23 protein-coding genes are annotated in these 17,407 nt (G+C 41.3%); 21 read left to right on the top strand and 2 right to left on the bottom strand.

From position 1 onward, the window contains the following. Nucleotide 1 precedes the first annotated feature (1 nt). From B3D98_RS03065 to B3D98_RS03160, 20 genes are all read left to right on the top strand, one after another. Nucleotides 2–1,267 (top strand): aspartate aminotransferase family protein, encoded by a 1,266-nt coding sequence (locus B3D98_RS03065; protein WP_004229019.1) that lies wholly within the window; start codon nt 2–4, stop codon nt 1,265–1,267. A gap of 43 nt (nt 1,268–1,310) precedes the next feature. After that, a complete protein-coding gene (locus B3D98_RS03070; protein ID WP_054550922.1) occupies nt 1,311–2,330 on the top strand; it encodes a phosphotransferase enzyme family protein in 1,020 nt (339 codons plus the stop codon). A gap of 25 nt (nt 2,331–2,355) precedes the next feature. Further along, entirely contained in the window at nt 2,356–3,762 is a 1,407-nt protein-coding gene (eat, locus tag B3D98_RS03075; protein ID WP_048390427.1) for an ethanolamine permease, read from the top strand. A gap of 20 nt (nt 3,763–3,782) precedes the next feature. Then, nucleotides 3,783–4,526, top strand: coding sequence for an HAD family hydrolase (locus B3D98_RS03080; protein ID WP_259948896.1), 744 nt, complete (start codon nt 3,783–3,785; stop codon nt 4,524–4,526). A 4-nt stretch (nt 4,527–4,530) separates the two neighbouring features. Continuing rightward, nucleotides 4,531–4,821: a hypothetical protein gene (locus B3D98_RS03085; RefSeq protein WP_004229009.1), complete on the top strand. Its 291-nt coding sequence runs from the start codon at nt 4,531–4,533 to the stop codon at nt 4,819–4,821. A gap of 15 nt (nt 4,822–4,836) precedes the next feature. Further along, complete coding sequence (locus tag B3D98_RS03090; protein ID WP_279494652.1) at nt 4,837–6,318, top strand: aldehyde dehydrogenase family protein; 1,482 nt, start codon at nt 4,837–4,839, stop codon at nt 6,316–6,318. Nucleotides 6,319–6,332: 14 nt separating this feature from the next. Beyond that, nucleotides 6,333–6,614 (top strand): BMC domain-containing protein, encoded by a 282-nt coding sequence (locus B3D98_RS03095; RefSeq protein WP_004229005.1) that lies wholly within the window; start codon nt 6,333–6,335, stop codon nt 6,612–6,614. Between the two features lie 16 nt (nt 6,615–6,630). Beyond that, complete coding sequence (pduL, locus tag B3D98_RS03100; protein WP_279494653.1) at nt 6,631–7,245, top strand: phosphate propanoyltransferase; 615 nt, start codon at nt 6,631–6,633, stop codon at nt 7,243–7,245. A 5-nt stretch (nt 7,246–7,250) separates the two neighbouring features. Continuing rightward, nucleotides 7,251–7,871 (top strand): hypothetical protein, encoded by a 621-nt coding sequence (locus tag B3D98_RS03105; RefSeq protein WP_259419071.1) that lies wholly within the window; start codon nt 7,251–7,253, stop codon nt 7,869–7,871. Nucleotides 7,872–7,886: 15 nt separating this feature from the next. Next, entirely contained in the window at nt 7,887–8,177 is a 291-nt protein-coding gene (locus B3D98_RS03110) for a BMC domain-containing protein (protein ID WP_048390435.1), read from the top strand. A gap of 30 nt (nt 8,178–8,207) precedes the next feature. Beyond that, nucleotides 8,208–8,978, top strand: coding sequence for a 3-oxoacyl-ACP reductase FabG (gene fabG, locus B3D98_RS03115; RefSeq protein WP_279494654.1), 771 nt, complete (start codon nt 8,208–8,210; stop codon nt 8,976–8,978). A gap of 18 nt (nt 8,979–8,996) precedes the next feature. After that, entirely contained in the window at nt 8,997–9,272 is a 276-nt protein-coding gene (locus B3D98_RS03120) for a BMC domain-containing protein (RefSeq protein ID WP_048390439.1), read from the top strand. Between the two features lie 16 nt (nt 9,273–9,288). Next, complete coding sequence (gene pduL, locus B3D98_RS03125; protein WP_259948906.1) at nt 9,289–10,131, top strand: phosphate propanoyltransferase; 843 nt, start codon at nt 9,289–9,291, stop codon at nt 10,129–10,131. A 6-nt stretch (nt 10,132–10,137) separates the two neighbouring features. After that, entirely contained in the window at nt 10,138–10,407 is a 270-nt protein-coding gene (locus tag B3D98_RS03130) for a EutN/CcmL family microcompartment protein (protein ID WP_016995124.1), read from the top strand. Then, entirely contained in the window at nt 10,397–10,789 is a 393-nt protein-coding gene (locus B3D98_RS03135) for a BMC domain-containing protein (RefSeq protein WP_066037476.1), read from the top strand. Before B3D98_RS03130 ends, B3D98_RS03135 begins: the two co-directional genes overlap by 11 nt. 34 nt (nt 10,790–10,823) lie before the next feature. Further along, nucleotides 10,824–11,762, top strand: coding sequence for a malate dehydrogenase (mdh, locus tag B3D98_RS03140; RefSeq protein ID WP_066037477.1), 939 nt, complete (start codon nt 10,824–10,826; stop codon nt 11,760–11,762). A gap of 171 nt (nt 11,763–11,933) precedes the next feature. Then, nucleotides 11,934–12,467, top strand: a complete 534-nt coding sequence (locus B3D98_RS03145) for a cysteine hydrolase family protein (protein ID WP_103117891.1) — start codon at nt 11,934–11,936, stop codon at nt 12,465–12,467. Then, entirely contained in the window at nt 12,457–13,002 is a 546-nt protein-coding gene (locus tag B3D98_RS03150) for a GNAT family N-acetyltransferase (RefSeq protein WP_103117892.1), read from the top strand. Before B3D98_RS03145 ends, B3D98_RS03150 begins: the two co-directional genes overlap by 11 nt. A gap of 25 nt (nt 13,003–13,027) precedes the next feature. After that, a complete protein-coding gene (locus B3D98_RS03155; protein ID WP_258859280.1) occupies nt 13,028–13,897 on the top strand; it encodes a DMT family transporter in 870 nt (289 codons plus the stop codon). Nucleotides 13,898–14,533: 636 nt separating this feature from the next. Further along, nucleotides 14,534–14,956, top strand: coding sequence for a hypothetical protein (locus tag B3D98_RS03160; RefSeq protein ID WP_131519882.1), 423 nt, complete (start codon nt 14,534–14,536; stop codon nt 14,954–14,956). A gap of 35 nt (nt 14,957–14,991) precedes the next feature. Here the strand turns inward: B3D98_RS03160 and B3D98_RS03165 are convergent, their stop codons facing one another. Both B3D98_RS03165 and B3D98_RS03170 read right to left on the bottom strand, forming a co-directional pair. After that, nucleotides 14,992–16,065 (bottom strand): hypothetical protein, encoded by a 1,074-nt coding sequence (locus B3D98_RS03165; protein WP_288580513.1) that lies wholly within the window; start codon nt 16,063–16,065, stop codon nt 14,992–14,994. Then, nucleotides 16,058–16,612 carry a sigma-70 family RNA polymerase sigma factor gene (locus B3D98_RS03170; RefSeq protein ID WP_054550936.1) on the bottom strand — a complete coding sequence of 185 codons (555 nt, stop codon included), beginning with the start codon at nt 16,610–16,612 and terminating at the stop codon, nt 16,058–16,060. Before B3D98_RS03170 ends, B3D98_RS03165 begins: the two co-directional genes overlap by 8 nt. A gap of 163 nt (nt 16,613–16,775) precedes the next feature. Between B3D98_RS03170 and B3D98_RS03175 the strand changes: the two genes are divergently transcribed. Then, the gene (locus B3D98_RS03175) at nt 16,776–17,333 is read left to right on the top strand and encodes a GNAT family N-acetyltransferase (protein ID WP_048390456.1); all 558 of its coding nucleotides are present in this window, start codon (nt 16,776–16,778) and stop codon (nt 17,331–17,333) included. The last annotated feature ends 74 nt before the right edge of the window (nt 17,334–17,407 follow it).

Consider the following 17,407-nt stretch of genomic DNA (forward strand, 5'->3'; position numbering starts at 1 on the left):
TATGGACTATTTTGCAAATAAACAGGCAACCTTACAAAAATCAATTGACTGGTGGAATCCAGGAAAAACGAAACAGTGGCAAATCGATGGTGTTGATGTCGTTATCGGGAAACGAGAGGGCTATTATTTCTACGATGTGGATGGCAAAAAATTAATGAATGCGCATCTCAATGGCGGAACATATAACCTTGGCCATCGTAATCCAGAAGTCATTGCTGCATTAGTGGAAGGAACCAATTATTTTGACATTGGTAATCATCATTTTCCATCTACTGCACGTGCACAGTTAGCTGAAAAATTAGCAGCCTGCACACCAGAAGGCTTAACATATTCTATTTTCTCTAGTGGTGGAAGTGAAGCAATTGATGTGGCTCTAAAGTGTGCGCGTTATGCTACAAAACGTAAAAAAACGATTTCCATTAAAAATGGATATCATGGACACACAGGTCTTGCAGTTTCGCTTGGCAATGAACGCTATTCAAAACCATTTTTAAGTGAGGGCAGTCCCCATGAATTTGTGCACGTACCTTTCAATGATCTGGCGGCAATGGAACGAGAGCTTGCTAGAGGGGATGTAGCTAGCGTAATTATCGAGACTATTCCTGCGACATATGGTTTCCCCTTGCCCACTGCTAATTACTTGGCTGATGTCAAATCACTTTGTGAACGATACGGGGCATTATATATTGCAGATGAGGTGCAAACGGGCTTGATGAGAACAGGTAAGCTGTGGGGAATTGAGCATTATGGCGTGAAACCGGATATTCTGGTGACAGCAAAGGGGCTAAGTGGCGGTATCTATCCAATTGCAGCTACAGTGGTCAATGAACGAGCAGGCGGCTGGATGGAAGAAGATGGACTAGCCCATATTTCTACATTTGGTGGAGCAGAACTAGGTTGTGTAGTGGCGATGAAAGTATTAGAAATCTCCCAACGTCCTGAAGTAGTAAAGAATGTAGAATATGTTGCTCGTTATCTACGAAGTGGTTTAGAGCGTATTCAACAACAATATCCTGATTTCTTTGTGGGCATTCGTCAGCTTGGCGTTGTTATGGGCCTAGAATTTAATCATCCTGAAGGGGCTAAATATGTGATGAGCTCCTTGTACAAACATGGTGTATGGGCCATTTATTCAATGCTGGATACACGTGTGTTGCAATTTAAGCCAGGGCTATTATGTGATAAAGCGTACTGTGATGAATTGCTTGAAAAATGTGAGGCGGGCATAAAAGAAGCAGCGCAGCTTGTGAAATTTGCACGCTATTAAAGGAAAGAAAGCTTGTCAATTTAGTAAACAGGGGGTTTTCTAGATGGGTCAAATGGATTTCATAGATTTAGAATTGGTCCTTTCCAACTTTCATCAAGCAGCAAATGATGCATTAAAGGAGTTTAGTTGTTTACTAGAAGCATCTTGTAAAATGATTGATTATTCCGAAAATGCGACGTATCTCGTAGAAGATGGGCAGGGCAAAAAATATATTCTGAGGATCAGCCGACCAAATTACCATAAAAAAGAGGAGATCGAAGCGGAGATTGCCTGGTTAAACTCGCTCCATGAGCAATCTCCTATTGATGTATCACTACCGATGCGAGCAGATGACGGTGACTACGTACATGCTCATTCGTATAATGACACGATATATTATAGCACATTATTTACATTTTTGGAGGGCAATGCTCCTGATGAGAATAATGAAGATGACTTAATTCAGCAATTTGAAACATTAGGCGAAATTACAGCCATGTTCCATAAACACACAATCGAGCAGCATGATTATTACCAAGCCTTTCAGCGCATGACATGGGACTATGACACGATTCTAGGTCAATCTCCAAAATGGGCGAGATGGCAGGATGGACTAGGAATGACCCCTGCACGAATCGCTTTATATGAGGAAGCATCACATATCATTCAAAAGAAGCTTGAGGCATTTGGTAAAGATAAAACACGATTTGGTCTTATCCATGCGGATTTACGCTTAGCTAATTTACTCATCTATGGGGACGAAATTAAAGTGATTGATTTTGATGATTGTGGTTTTGGGTGGTTTTTATATGATTTAGCCACATCGGTGAGCTTTATTGAGCATATGCCTTATCTTGATGAGTTGATCGCTTCATGGGTTAAGGGCTATAGCAAAATTCGATTATTAACAGACGCAGAAAAAGAAATGATTCCAACTTTTATATTAATGAGAAGACTACAGCTTATTTCGTGGATTGGAAGTCGTGATAATGAGACAACGCGCTTACTTGGTGAAAATTACACGCTTCAGAGTGATGATTTAGTGAAAGCCTATGTAGAAAAGTATCAAGACTGTACCAACTAAATAACGATAAAAGGTGGCGAATAACATGTCTTCGAAAAAGGATGAAATCATCGTATTAAAGAAAGCCCTTACACCCATCCATTTATGGACAATTGGCGTCGGCATTGTGATTTCTGGGAACTACTTTGGCTGGAATTTTGGTTTAAGTCAATCTGGTTTTTTAGGAATGCTCATTGCCACATTATTTATGGCGATTATGTATTTAACGATGACCTTAGGTATTTCTGAATTATCGACGATGTTACCTTATGCAGGAGGACCTTACTCCTTTGCTCGACGGGCGATGGGGCGTTATATCGGTTTTATTACAGGAGTTGGTGTCGTGCTGCAATATGTCATTGCCGCACCAATTATCGCGATTGGTATTGGGGGCTATATCAGCTTTTTGTTTCCAGCCGTACCGACAGTGGTGGCAGCTGCCTTTATGTATGCTCTGTTCATGGGGGTTCATATTATTGGCATTAAAGAATATGCCACGATCGAAATGGTGCTTGTTTTTATTGCTTTAGGCTTACTAGTCTTAATGTATTTCGTTGGTTTACCGCAAATTAATGTGGGCCATTTATTCCCTGAGAATGGCGATCTTATACCAGGTGGATTTAAAGGCATCTGGTCAGCATTGCCCTATGCGATGTGGCTATTCCTAGCAATCGAGATGTTGCCTATGTTATCGGAGGAGACGAGAGATGTGCAGAAGGACATGCCGAAGGGGTTAATTTCAGGTATGGTGACCTTGCTGATTTTATCCATTTTGACAACAACTGTTGCCATTGGGCTAGCTGGCATCGATGTCATGACGGTTGCTGAAGATCCATTGCCAGCAGCGATTGCCGCTGTTTTTGGAAATACGTATTGGTTGGCGCAGATTTTAGCATCTGTTGGCTTAGTAGGACTAATTGCAAGCTTTTCGGGTGTGATTTTGGCTTACTCTCGTCAGGTCTATGCTTTATCACGTGCAGGCTATTTGCCAAGCATGTTATCGAAGATGCATAAAAAGCGTCAGACACCATATATGGCCATTATTTTGCCAGGCTTTATCGGGTTAGTGTTAGTCATTTTATTTAATCCAGATGATTTAATTTTAATTTCTACATTTGGGGCATTAGTATCGTATATTACGATGAATTTATCGGTGTTGATTTTGCGTAAAAAAGAACCTCATTTAGTACGTACCTTTAAGACACCGCTGTATCCATTTACGCCTATTGTCTCACTTGTGCTAGCCGTCATTGCTATCTTTGCGAGCTTCTTTGCGAATTTGACTTTTTTCATCGTTTGTTTGGCTGTTTTTGCTGTGGCAACGATCTATTATTGGGTGTGGGCAAGACACCATATTAACGAGGATGCACCAGAGGAACGCTTTGCGAAGGACGCTACAGTGCAGGTAGAGGTGCAAGCACCAGTATCGCCAATAGAGGCTATACGAGAATAAATAAAGGGATGGGTTTTCCTATGACAAAAGTGGAATGGGTCATTTTTGATAAGGATGGAACAATCATAGAAATGGATTCTTTATGGATTGCCTGGGCCAAAAATTTATATGCTAATTTAACTGAAAATTCAGACTTAGAGATCTATTTTTCCTTACAAACTTTTTTAAGAAACATAGGGGTTAATGACAATGGAACAACGATTGACCCAACGAGTCCTCTAGCTATTGGAAGTATACAAGAAGCTGAGACGATCGTGGCGTTCTTACTCTATCAGCAGGGAATCCCATGGAGCAAAGGGGTAACACTTGCGAGAGCAGCTTCCAACTTAGCCACATCGCAGCAGGAAAATAGCAAGGTACAGGCATTACCAGGTATTCGTAATCTCTTAATAACCTTAAAAAATAAAGGGAAGAAATTAGGGGTGATTACAGCTGATCAAACGGCACGAGCCAAATCTCATTTACAACAGCTAGAGTTATTAGCTTTGTTTGATTTCGTTCTAGGAAGTGACCAAGCTACATCCAGTAAGCCCTTCCCAGACTTAGCATATGTGGCAAAGGAACAGTTTCAAGTATCGCTTGAGAAAGCCGTGATGATTGGCGATTCGAATGCAGATATGCTCTTTGCTAAAAATGCTGGCATGTGCTTTTCAATTGGCATCATTCCTAGTGCCACATACCCAAAGGATTATTTACCTGATGCAACCGCAATTATTGAAGCGTATGACGAATCTGTTCTCACCATGCTAATCGAAAAGGAGTGAGCATATGGACAATCAGCTAATTGCCAAGATTACTGAATTGGTATTGGAAAAACTAACGCAAGGCTCTCAGCCTGAACAAGCTTCTAAAACGTTATCAAATGAGGAATTACAGGAATGGCAATCATTTCGATTAATAAAAGAAAACCAACATCAGACGCAGCAAACAACTGCCCCTGCATATGTAGCATTATCTACGCATGAATTACAGCATTGGCAAAGTCTGCACCAGCAATCATCAGGCACTGTCTCTGTAGCTAATTCGAGCGACTTAATTGCCCTAAAAAAATTTACATGACGGGAGGTTCGTCATATGGTGAGAGACCAAGATTTGGTTTCGATACAAGAGGCAAGAGACGGAATAGCAGCCGCTTCGATTGCGCAAAAAATGTATGCCAGCTTTACGCAAGAGCAGGTCGATCGAATTGTCGAGGCCATTGCCCAAGCTGCTTATAAACAGGCAGAAAATCTTGCTGTATTAGCTGTTACGGAAACAAAGATGGGCATTATTGAACATAAAAAAATAAAAAATGAGTTGGCTTCTCAAGGTGTCTATGAAGCCATTCGGCATGAAAAGACAATTGGCGTTATACACGAGGATAGGGTAGCAAGGCAGGTGGAAATTGCTTATCCATTCGGTGTTATTGCGGCAGTTACACCTGTTACGAACCCGACTGCTACAGCCATTTTTAAAACGCTAATTGCCCTAAAGGCGCAAAATGCCATTGTCTTTAGTCCTCATCCAACAGCAGTCAACTGCACTATCGAGGCATTGAAAATTTGTCAGCAGGCAGCCGTTCGTGCAGGGGCGCCAGAGGGACTTATTCAATGGATTAGCCATCCAACAATAAAAGGAACAGAGGAACTTATGCATCATCGTGATGTACAGCTAATTTTAGCAACTGGTGGAGCAGGGCTTGTCAAAGCTGCCTATAGCTCAGGGAAACCAGCCTATGGTGTTGGCCCTGGGAATGTTCCTGTCTATATTGATCGCACAGCAAATGTGAACGAGGCAATGAAGCAAATTATCGATAGTAAATCATTTGATAATAGTACGATCTGTGCCACAGAACAAGCTATTGTCGTACATCAGGAGGTCAAAGCACAGGTGATGGCTGCTTTAGCAGAAAATGGGGCCATCCTTCTAAGTGGGCAGGACAAGGAAAAATTAGCAAAGGTGATTTCACCAGTAGCTCGTACATTAAATAGCCAAATTGTCGGGAAGCCAGCAACCGTAATAGCCCAAATGGCTAATATTGATGTCCCTCGACATACACGCGTATTAGTCGCGGAGGAACATCAGATTGGGAAGGAGTATCCATTTTCCATGGAGAAGCTTTCTCCCATCCTAGGTCTTTATACGGCTCGTTCTCAGGAAGAAGCAGTAAAGATTTGCCGTCGCTTGCTTGACGTTGGAGGGAGAGGACATAGCCTGGCTATTCATGCACAGGACGAACATTTTGTTAAGCAGTTTGCCGCTCAAATGCCCGTGTCCAGAATATTAGTCAATACTTTAGCATCTGTTGGGGCTGCAGGCGGTACGACAAGTTTAACGCCTTCCTTTACATTGGGCTGTGGGGCCTATGGGGGAAATATTACGAGTGATAATATTTCTGCACATCATTTATTAAATAAAAAAAGAGTGGCCTATGGTGTGAAGGAACTAACGATTCCACCCCCAAAGCATCCACAAAATATACAGGCTCCAGCGATGCAAGCAATTGAAGGGGTGTCTATTGACAGGTTGTCCATTGAAAAGATTGTAGAGGAAGTACTCACAAAGCTAAGTAATTAGAGGAGGAAAAGGAAATGAGCGTAGAGATAAATGGAGCTTTAGGCATGATTGAAACAAGAGGCTTAATCGGATCAATTGAGGCGGCAGATGCCATGGTAAAGGCAGCAAACGTCAATATTGTAGGGAAAGTACATGTTGGTGGCGGCATTGTGACGGTGCTGGTGACAGGTGATGTCGGGGCAGTCAAGGCAGCGACGGATGCAGGCTCTGAGGCCGCACGTCGGGTAGGTGAGCTATTATCGGTACATGTTATTCCACGCCCTCATTCAGAATTATACGCAATTTTACCTAAGTGAAAAGTGAGGGATTGTGATGACAAACAATCAAATACATGCCACTGAAGTTACAAATCAAAGTATCCCGATTGCGATTTCTGCCCGTCATTGTCATGTTAATGAGGAGGATTTCTATTATTTATTTGGTAGAGACGCAGCGTTACAGAAATGGAAGGAACTTTCCCAGCCAGGTCAATTTGCTTCACAGCATGTTCTAACGATTAAGGGACCCAAAGGCCAAATTGACAAGGTTCGGGTTTTAGGCCCATTTCGCACTGCAACCCAAATCGAAATCAGTCAAACGGATGCCATCAAGCTGGGTGTAACACCACCAATTCGTATGTCAGGCGACTTAGAAAAATCTGAATCAATCACATTGATTGGACCTCATGGAACTCGCCATAAAACACAAGGATTGATTATTGCACAAGCACATATTCACATGGCTGTATCCGATGCTGCTGCCTTCAATGTCCAAGATAAGGAAATCGTGACGGTTGAAATCTGTGGGGATGGACGTCAGCTACGATTAATGAATGTGGTTGTGCGTGTCTCCTCAGCATTCGTCCTTGAGATGCATGTAGATACAGATGAAGCGAATGCCGCCGCTCTTCAACAGCATACAATTGGCAAGCTTATCAAAATGGAGTGACAGGTATGGATATAAAAGAATTACAGAGAATCATCGAAGAAGTAGTCATATCAATGATGGATAAAAAGCATAAAAGACTTTTGCTTGTCCATTCTCATACGACCATTTCTAAGAAACAGGTGGACGTATTACAAAGCTATTGCCATGTTGAGGAGTGGCAGGCAAATGAAACCACAAGTCCCACTCAGCTATTCTACGATGCTATTGTTTTTCTCGAAGTGGATCAAGCATTTATCGTCAGCAGTGCCCAAGGCTTGCCTACTACACCGGCAGCCTTGTACCTGTCTGAGCTGCTGGTTAGCAATCAAACAGCAATTTTAATTCCAAATGAAAAATTATCTGCTGTTGTCACAGCAAAGGAACCGAATCCTTACATGAAAATGTTGCTGCATCATATAGAGCGCTTAAAGGAGTTTGGCTGTGACATTCAGTTATTTGCACAGCTTATTCGATTTTTAAAGCAGCAAGAGGAACCGGCTCGTTCGACTATAGTGGCAAACTATTTGACAGCAGAGATGCTTCAATCGTACAAGGGGAAACGGCTGACACTACCTGCCCACACAAAACTTACACCACTAGCACAAGAAATGATTCAGGAAAAGGGAATGACGATACAAAGATATTAGCAGGAGTGTTGTTACATGATGAAATCGATTGGTATTGTGGAGACAAGAGGACTTGCGATTTCAATACGAATCGCAGATGCTATGCTTAAAGCAGCGGATATTCGAATACTTCGACAAGAAACCATCGATTTGGCTCTAGTAACCATTGCCATTGAAGGGGACACAGCGGCCATTCAGGAAGCGATAGCCATTGGTACACAACTAGCTAAAGCAGCCAACCAATGGATTGCCTCTTCAACTATTTTAAGGCCAGATATCGCGGTGAATGGATTAGTAACAGAAATTGCGAAAAAGCCAAGTACTTAAAATGAATAAAAGGAAAGGTGGAGGAACGAGTTGAAGGTCGATTTAACAGGGAAGGTTGTCATAGTTACTGGTGGTAGTAAAGGAATTGGGAAGGGGATTGCTACCGTATTTGCTGAACAGGGTGCTCATGTGGTGATTGCAGCAAGAGGTATGGAAGCTGCCACAGATGTAGCAAATCAATTACAAGCGCAAGGACTCTCCGCTTCTGCTGCCACTGTTGATGTTGAAAACTATGAATCTGTTGAAAGCATGGCTACGGAGGTTGCTAACTCTTTTGGTTCCATCGATATTTTATGTGCCAATGCTGGTATTTTTCCCTCGATGAAACTAGAGGACATGACGACGGACCATTGGGATCAGGTATTAAATGTCAATGCCAGAGGAACGATGTTTGCTGTCAAAGCTTGCGTGCCCCATTTAAAGAAAGCGAATGCTGGCAGGGTCATTATTACCTCGTCGATAACGGGTCCAGTGACTGGCTATGCTGGATGGACACATTATGCCGCAAGTAAGGCAGCTCAATTAGGGTTTATGCGGACTGCGGCTCTTGAATTAGCACCCTATCATATTACGGTCAATGCCGTGTTACCAGGAAATATCGCAACAGAAGGCTTAGATGGTCTTGGTGACACCTATCTACAGAAGATGGCGAAGGCGATTCCTTTTGGTAGCCTTGGTCGTGTGGAGGATATAGCGTATGCTGCATTGTTCCTTAGTAGTAAGGAGGCAGGCTTTATTACGGGTCAATCGATCATTATTGATGGTGGCCAAACATTACCTGAAGATGCAGAGGCATTTTAATAGAAGGAGGGATACGAAATGAATTTAGGCGCATTAGGAATGATTGAAACAAAGGGCTTAGTGGGCTCTATTGAAGCAGCTGATGCAATGGTCAAGGCTGCCAACGTGAATATTGTGGGTAAAGTCCATGTGGGTGGCGGTATTGTCACGGTGCTTGTTCGTGGGGATGTAGGGGCTGTAAAAGCCGCAACAGATGCAGGAGCAGCAGCTGCACAACGTGTTGGAGAGCTATTATCTGTACATGTGATTCCGCGACCACATGCAGAATTGGAAGCGATTTTAAAAATGCAATAATGAGTGAGGTGGCTATATGAATGAACATGCAATAATAAAAATTGTTAATGATGTCATAGCCGAATTACTACCTAAAAAAGAAGTAGCTCCTACACCCAATGAAATTCCTATAGGTATCTCAGCAAGGCATATTCATTTACAACAAGAACATGTCGAGCAGCTATTTGGCAAAGGTGCTACGCTGAGTGTAAAAAAAATGTTAGCTCAACCCGGTCAGTTTGCAGCACATGAAACGCTACAGGTGGTGGGACCAAAAGGAAGCATCCAAAATGTACGTGTATTAGGTCCTGCTCGCACCTTCACACAAATTGAAATTAGTCATACAGATGCCATTGCCCTAGGAATTCAACCACCTTTGCGTGAATCGGGAGAAATTGCTGGCTCAGCTAGCTGTATATTGGTAGGACCTAGAGGAAGTTTGATTTTACAAGAAGGGGTCATTATCGCACAAGCACATATTCATATGGCACCTGCTGATGCACAGCAGTTAGGGGTTCAGAACGGTCAATACGTCTCCGTTAAGGTGCAAGGGCGACGTCCCATTACCTTTGAGCAAGTGAAAATTCGTGTGGCTGATCACTATCATTTAGAAATGCATATTGATACAGATGAAGCAAACGCAGGCTTCATCCAACAGGGTGAAACGGGTACAATTATAACAGGCAAGATGGCAGGAGAGCCTTACAATAACTTCGTCAGTCCTCCAATTGAAATTAACCACAAGATAATAACGGCAAATGATGTAAGCCGTTATCAAGGTGAGACAGTGATAGTCCCCAAAGAGGCAAGGTTGACGGCACTGGCGAAGGAGGCCGTGGAAAAATTAGAAATTGAACTTCAGTTTCACGAAAAAGGATGAGGATGCATGCGGATAGGAACAGTGGTCGGAAATATCTGGGCAACACGTAAAGAGGAAGGGCTACAGGGATTGAAATTACTCATTATCCAGCCAATAAAGCTGGATGGTCAACTGAGTGATGAACAAATTGTTGCGGCAGATCGTATAGGTGCAGGTGTTGGAGATAACGTCATTTTAACAATGGGCAGTGCTGCTGTACGAAGTTTTTCTACGTCCAGTATTTGTCCAATTGATGCCATTGTTGTTGGCATTATAGATGGCACAGATGAATCGTGAGGTGAGCAAAGTGACAGAAGCGATAGGAATGATTGAAACGTATGGCTTGATTGGCTCCATTGAAGCTGCAGACGCCATGCTAAAGGCAGCCAATGTCCAATTAGTGAAACAGGAGCTAGTAGACGGTGGTATCGTAACCATTATTGTTGAGGGAGATGTTGGTGCAGTACAGGCTGCGGTTGATGCTGGTAAAGCGGCAGCAACGCGAACGAGCAAGCTACTAAGCGCACATGTAATTCCACGAGCAGCCAATGAAGTATTCACAGCGATTATTGATGAAACACAGCCGATAAAAGTGACGGAGGCAGCAGCCAAAAAAACAAGCACTCGCCAGAAGCCTCAACAAGCAAAACTTGTAGAGGATGAGCAGGCAGATAAGTAGTCGATGAATCTATGTCGTTAGGAGGGGGAGGCAGATGAGCTTTAGGCGACCCAAAATCGCCATCATTGGCGCTGGACATACAGGTGCAACCGTAGCGTTAATGGTCGCACAGAAACAGATCGGGGATATTGTGCTTATCGATTTACCAGACTTCGAAAATGCTGCGAAAGGGAAGGCATTAGATATTCTCCAAGCTGGACCAATAGAAAGATTTAACGTACAGGTGACGGCTACTTCAAAGTATCAGGAAATAGCTCATGCTGATATTGTGGTTATCACGGCAGGTATTGCAAGAAAGCCTGGCATGACACGGCAGGATTTAATTCATACAAATGCGGCAATCATCCGCTCGGTAAGCGAACAAATCAAACGTTATGCGCCAACTAGCTATATTATCGTCTTAAGTAACCCTGTCGATGCCATGACCTATGTTTGTCTGGAAACAACGGGTTTTCCCAAAAATCGTGTCATGGGACAATCAGGTGTTTTAGATACAGCGCGCTTTAATACCTTTATCGCACAGGCTCTTCAGCTTGCTGTCGAGGATATATCGAGCTTCGTTTTGGGTGGACATGGCGATGAAATGGTGCCACTCGTTCGCTATACGTATGTCGGAGGAATACCATTAGAAAAATTAATGCCACAAGCACAGATTGAGCAATTAGTGGAGCGAACGCGAAAAGGTGGAGGCGAAATTGTCGCCCTACTTGGCAATGGCAGTGCTTACTATGCCCCAGCCGCCGCCATTGTCCAAATGATTGAAGCGATTGTGAAGGATCAACGGAAAGTAATGCCCATCATTACTTATTTACAGGGCGAATATCAAGTAGACAATGCCTGCATCGGTGTCCCAGTTGTTTTAGGGGGAGCTGGTATTGAAAGTGTAATTGAATTGCATTTAAACGAAGAGGAACAGCAAGCATTTAATCATTCGGTTCACCAAGTTTATCAAACATTAGCCTATATCAAATGATGCGAGCGCATGACACCATCTAATAGTGGCATGTATTAGATGGTACTTTACATAGTTGAGGCACCTTACGATGTTGTAAAGGTGCTTTTTGTTGTGCAAAATTTTCTTTTAATGGAAGATCGTTTTCTGTACAATTAAAAAAGTTACTACTGATGCACAAAGGAGGATACGATGAAACAAGCACTCATCATTATCGATATACAGGAGGCTTTCTTTCTAGATGGCCAGCAAAATCTTTGGAACAGTGAAGCTATTATCAAAAATATTAATGCCTCCATTACATGGGCACGGCGCAACGAAGTACCCGTTATTTTTATTCAGCATACAGACGCAGATGATGTGGATTTTGCATTAGGTCAACCAGGCTGGGAACTGTATCATGGATTACTTAGACAGGCGGAGGATCAAGTGATTCAAAAAACAACGTGGGACGCTTTCTATCAAACGGAGCTTGCAGCTTATTTACAAGCGCATCACATCGACCAATTGATTTTCGCGGGTGCTCAAACAGAGTTTTGTCTTGATACAACAATCCGTAGTGCTTTTAGTCATGGCTACCATCATAATATTTTAATAGAAGATGCACATAGCACCTTAGATAGTAATGTACTGGCAGCACCACAAATTATTCAACATCACGAATCCATTTGGCATAATCGTTTTGTGCGGATTCAGTCAATTGGAGGATTCCAACATGCTGATTGATCAGAAAGAGCTCCAGATAAAAGAGCTATCCTATACAATTCGCTGTGCCCGACGCGAAGATGCCCAAGCCTTATCAGATTTACGCTTGCAATTAGACGGTGAAACGGAAAACTTCGATCGTAAACAGGGCGAGGCATTGATTGATCGAGCAGGCTTTGAGCAGCTTATTCAACAGGATAGCGAAAGCTCAAAAAATTTATGTTTAGTAGCGGTTGTCGGTGATCGGATCGTTGGGTTCTCAAGATGTGAGGGCTCTGCACTCAAAAGGCTTGCCCATAAAGTAACCTTTGGTGTTGGAGTCAGTAAAGAGTTTTGGGGCTATGGCATAGGAAAAGCCTTGCTGCAAGAATCCATTGATTGGGCAGATGCCAATGGTATTCGCAAAATAGCACTAGAAGTGTTAGAAACCAATGAGAAAGCGATACAGCTCTATAAAAAAATGGGCTTTTTAGTGGAAGGCATTCTGAAAAATGATAAATGCCTTGCAGATGGCAGGTTCTATCACACGATCATTATGGGAAGATGGCAGGAATAGCATCGGAGAAGGAATTTAAAACAGCATGACAAATTTTATGTATATCTTTTGTTTGATTGTCTGGGGTCTTAATTTTATTGCAGTCAAAATTCAAGGAACGCCAGTCAGTTTAGAATTATCTTTAACCTATCGTTTAGTCATGACAGCCCTTTTATTTTTCATCCTTGCTTGGTTCTTGAAGCCACAGGGTAAACCACAACAGGGCGATGTACCTTTTATCATCGTTTTTGGCGTTTGTAATTTTGCATTCAGCTATTTAGCGCTGTATTATGCGACGATATGGAGCTCGGCTGCTATTGTCACATTAATTTTTTCATTAAAAGTCATACTAACACCCATCGCCCTACGGATATTTCTCAAGGAGCCATTGCATCGTCGTGTTTTAATTGGCGGTATTTTAGGCGTCATCGGCGTGGGGGTGCTGATTTATCCATCTTTACATAATATGGAGTTAAAAGGAGTGTTAATTGCCTTCGTAGGGACTGTCCTAACAGCCATTGGGGATGCAAGCTCTGCCCGAAATGCCAAGCATCAAATCAACCCGATTTATGCGAATGCCATTGGTTTTGCAGTGGGTAGTGCAGTCATGTGTGTCATTGTTTGGTTACAGGGACAAACAGTCGTAATACCCAAATCCTTTACCTACTTATCAGCTCTCTTGTATTTAACGCTTATTGCATCCTTTTTCGCATGGTTATTTTACTTAAAACTAGTCGAACGAATTGGAGGGGCAAAAAGTGGCTATATGGTTGCATTATTCCCCGTGATTGGTGGTATTGCGTCTGTTGTCATCGGCGAATCAACACTCAGTATTTATTTAATCTTAGGCTGTCTTTTTAGCTGCATTGGAGCTGCGATTGCCTTAGGCTTTAAAATTAAGCCTATTTTACGATGAACGAAAACCCCTTTTCCTTCATAAACTAGAGAAGAACGCTTGAAAAGGGTGAGGGACAAAATGTCATTCGTTCCATTGAATGCAATGGGTATCAGGAGAGAAAAAGATGAGGATCACTGGGACATTGATCGCTGGGAAAATGATGGTGGCAGAAGCCTAGAGGCGTAAGGGAGACAGAAATTTGTCTCCCTTTAAATATTTTTGAAACCTTTTGATCAATTGCTCGTATGATAAGTAGACAAGCTTTCGTTGTCAGCTATAAAAAAGGGAGAAATGATTTTTTTGAACCATTGAACAAAACGATTACTATTCATTATTTACGTGATTGTCATTGCGGATGCGTATTACACAACGCTCTATATTGAACCAAAAACACCGCCGCAACACCAAACCATCAAAGCAACAGCCATCACGGTAGACCAACTACGGTAGCAAGCCTCACAAAAGGAAGCGGACAACCCGTCGTTTGAAGCCTTTTTGCTTCAAGCAATTTCTTCAAAGCGTGGTCCAGGAATTGGTGATGCAAGAAATATTCGTAGAAGCACGAACTCCAAAGCGTGTCTATTTACATTATCAACAGCTACGTTGCTGACACCCTGTACATTTACAGGGTTTTTTTAATAGGAGGAGCAAAATATGAGTATGGCAACCTATATAGGCTTCAATTTTCCAGTTGAAATACAGGATGACTATACAGAAAATGAAGTTGACATAAATTATTTTTTCTCGGTAAAAGAGAATCGCCAAATTGTACAGGCAAAGCATTTTACAACACCCTATGTATATGAAATCGAAACAAAGGGAGAGCCCATTTGGCAAATGCATAACGAAAATAAAGTGTATTCCCCCCATAACTATGAAAAAGCCAAAAGAACTTTTCACCATGTATGTGACTTTCTAAAAAAATTCCTTCCCAAAGGAGATTATTGCGAAATCTACATTTGCTGGATAGGAGAAGAAGGAGAGGAACATGAGAAAAAACTGGCACTGCTGTTAGACCAACTGTCAGTAGATGAGGTAGAAATAGTTGAGAAATGTTTGCTGATGTTGAGAAATTAAAATCTTCATAAAGTAAAAGATTGAAGCAATAAGCCTCAATCTTTTTTCTGTTTGCTAGGAAGCTGATAGCCCTCTAAGTCTGGAATAAATTCTTGTGGGTCAATAGATACATTCACTTCAAGCCTTTCTGGATGAACATAGCTTGTCAGCTCACCATTTTGGTCATATGTTTCACTTTTAACGAGAATCCCAGTATCTTTATCCACCCAAAAACGAAACGCTTCTGTCGTGCCTTTTAAATTTTCACTATTTGTCACCTTTTCATCCATTTTCCCAGCTAATACGATTGTATTATGACCTAACAACGCTTCATTTTGTTTTTCAATCTCCCAATGCTCCATATTTCTTAAATAACTAGCAGCTTTCTCATAAGCGAATAACGACATACTTGAACTTCCAAATGAAGGTCTTTCTCTCAATTTATTATATGAAATAGGCGGATATTTCAAGTCAATACTAAAAGCTTGCTCAGGAGTAACTACGTCTCGTTTTGATTTCTGTTTCGTTTCACTAACTGTATAAACTTTTTGTCCATAAAGTGCTGTATATTTTAACCAGCTCTTTCTGTTGTTATAAAAGTACTCCTGTGTATCGTTCTTGATTCCCGTCGTGTTATCATCTAAAGCGATTATTTTTTCATAGCCTCCAACTTCTTTTTTGGTACTTACTTTATAAGTAACACCCAATGTTCTAGTGGAACCGTCTTGAGAAATTTTATGTTCTTCAAATTTTCCAGCTGCTGAGTGAAAATAATCAATCGAATTTAATAATTTACTCACGACATCCTCTTTCGTCATATCCCCGTAAAATTCTTCTTGGATCGGGGGATGATAAAGAGTAGTTTCCATTATAGGTTCTTGTGAACGGTCTCCCTTATCAACTGGTTGTACTGTCAGCTCCGTGACCATAAAATAGCTAGCTCCTATAAGAAAAAAACCAATGACTGCTATAGGTAACAAATGATTGAAAATGGATTGGAATTGGGGCTGTTTCTTGTAATCTTTTCGAAGCCTCTGCCTTACTTTTTCTTTATGTTTCTCATTAAAATGAATGTCCTGGAATGCCGTGTCATCCAATGCCTTGCCTATATTTTTAAACATATCATTCATTTATCTTGCACCCTTCCATTGATTTTTTGAGCATAAGTCGAGCCCTATGAAGTCGAGACTTAATGGTTTGTAAACGCAAATCTAACAAATCAGCTATTTGGTTATAGGACAGCTCTTCATAATAATAGAAAATAATGAGTTCTCGGTATCTTATTGGTAGAGCAAGGATTTTTTCAGAAAGTAATCGTTTATCCTCCTGTCCGACTAATTCCAACTCAGGGGATTGACTAGTACTCTTAATTTTTGAGAAAAATTCTGTCAGAACAATATTTCTATAAGACCAGCTTTTTAATTTATCTTTACATAGATTGACAGTAATTCGATATAACCATGTTTTATAGGAAGATTCATTCCTGAAATTATCTAAATGCTCATAGCACTTTATAAACACTTCTTGCGCAATATCTTCCGAAAGCTGCTTGTGCTTCATATACGTAAAGGCAAGACGTGCTATGTCATCTCCGTATGCCTTCATCAACCATTCAAGCCTCTCCTCCTTACTACATTCACCGCTAACTTCTATTGATGTTCTCACATGTTCAAGCATCTTCCACACCCTTTCAATTATTAGACGGAGTTGGTGCCATTTGGTTGTAATCAATTTACTATAATAACGAGTGATTTGTAATAGCAGTAAAAGAGAGTATGAGAGATTTTTGTGTTATTATTCAATAGTAAAATGCTAATAAATGGTGAAAAAGGGGAGTAGTATGCATACACAATTCGAATTTACGGTTTTTCCTCAATTGGAAACAGAACGTTTTATTTTACGAAAAGGGATAATGGATGATGGCCAAGATATTTTGAGACTTTATTCTAATGAAAATGTAGTGAAGTACCTGCCATTACCATTGTTTGCTTCAGTTGAAGATGCTATTGATGAAATCAATTGGTATGAGAAAATTTTTAAAGAACAAAAAGGCTTAAGATGGGTAATCGAGGAAATTCAGACCAACAAGGTGATTGGCACATGTGGCTATTTGAATTATGAAAAAGAGCATAATCGTATAGAAATTGGCTATGATTTAAACCCTGACTATTGGGGGAAGGGTGTGATGCAAGAGGCTTTAAGTTCGATCATCCACTTTGCCTTTACATCCATGGGAATCAATAAAATCGAAGCAAAAATAGAGCCAGAAAACACAGCATCTATCAAACTATTGGAAAAATTAAACTTTTCTCAAGAGGGTCTTTTGAGGCAACATGAATTTGAAAAAGGGAAGTATGTGGATCTCGCTATCTTTTCCCTATTGAAAAGTGAATATTAGGAGGTTAGGAAAGTCGCTCTCATCATGAGGGTGGCTTTTAATTTTGCTATTACTGCGAGATACATAGAGAATCA

Source organism: Lysinibacillus sp. UBA5994, assembly GCF_002429725.1.
In the GTDB taxonomy this organism is placed as follows: Bacteria; Bacillota; Bacilli; order Bacillales_A; family Planococcaceae; genus Lysinibacillus; species Lysinibacillus capsici.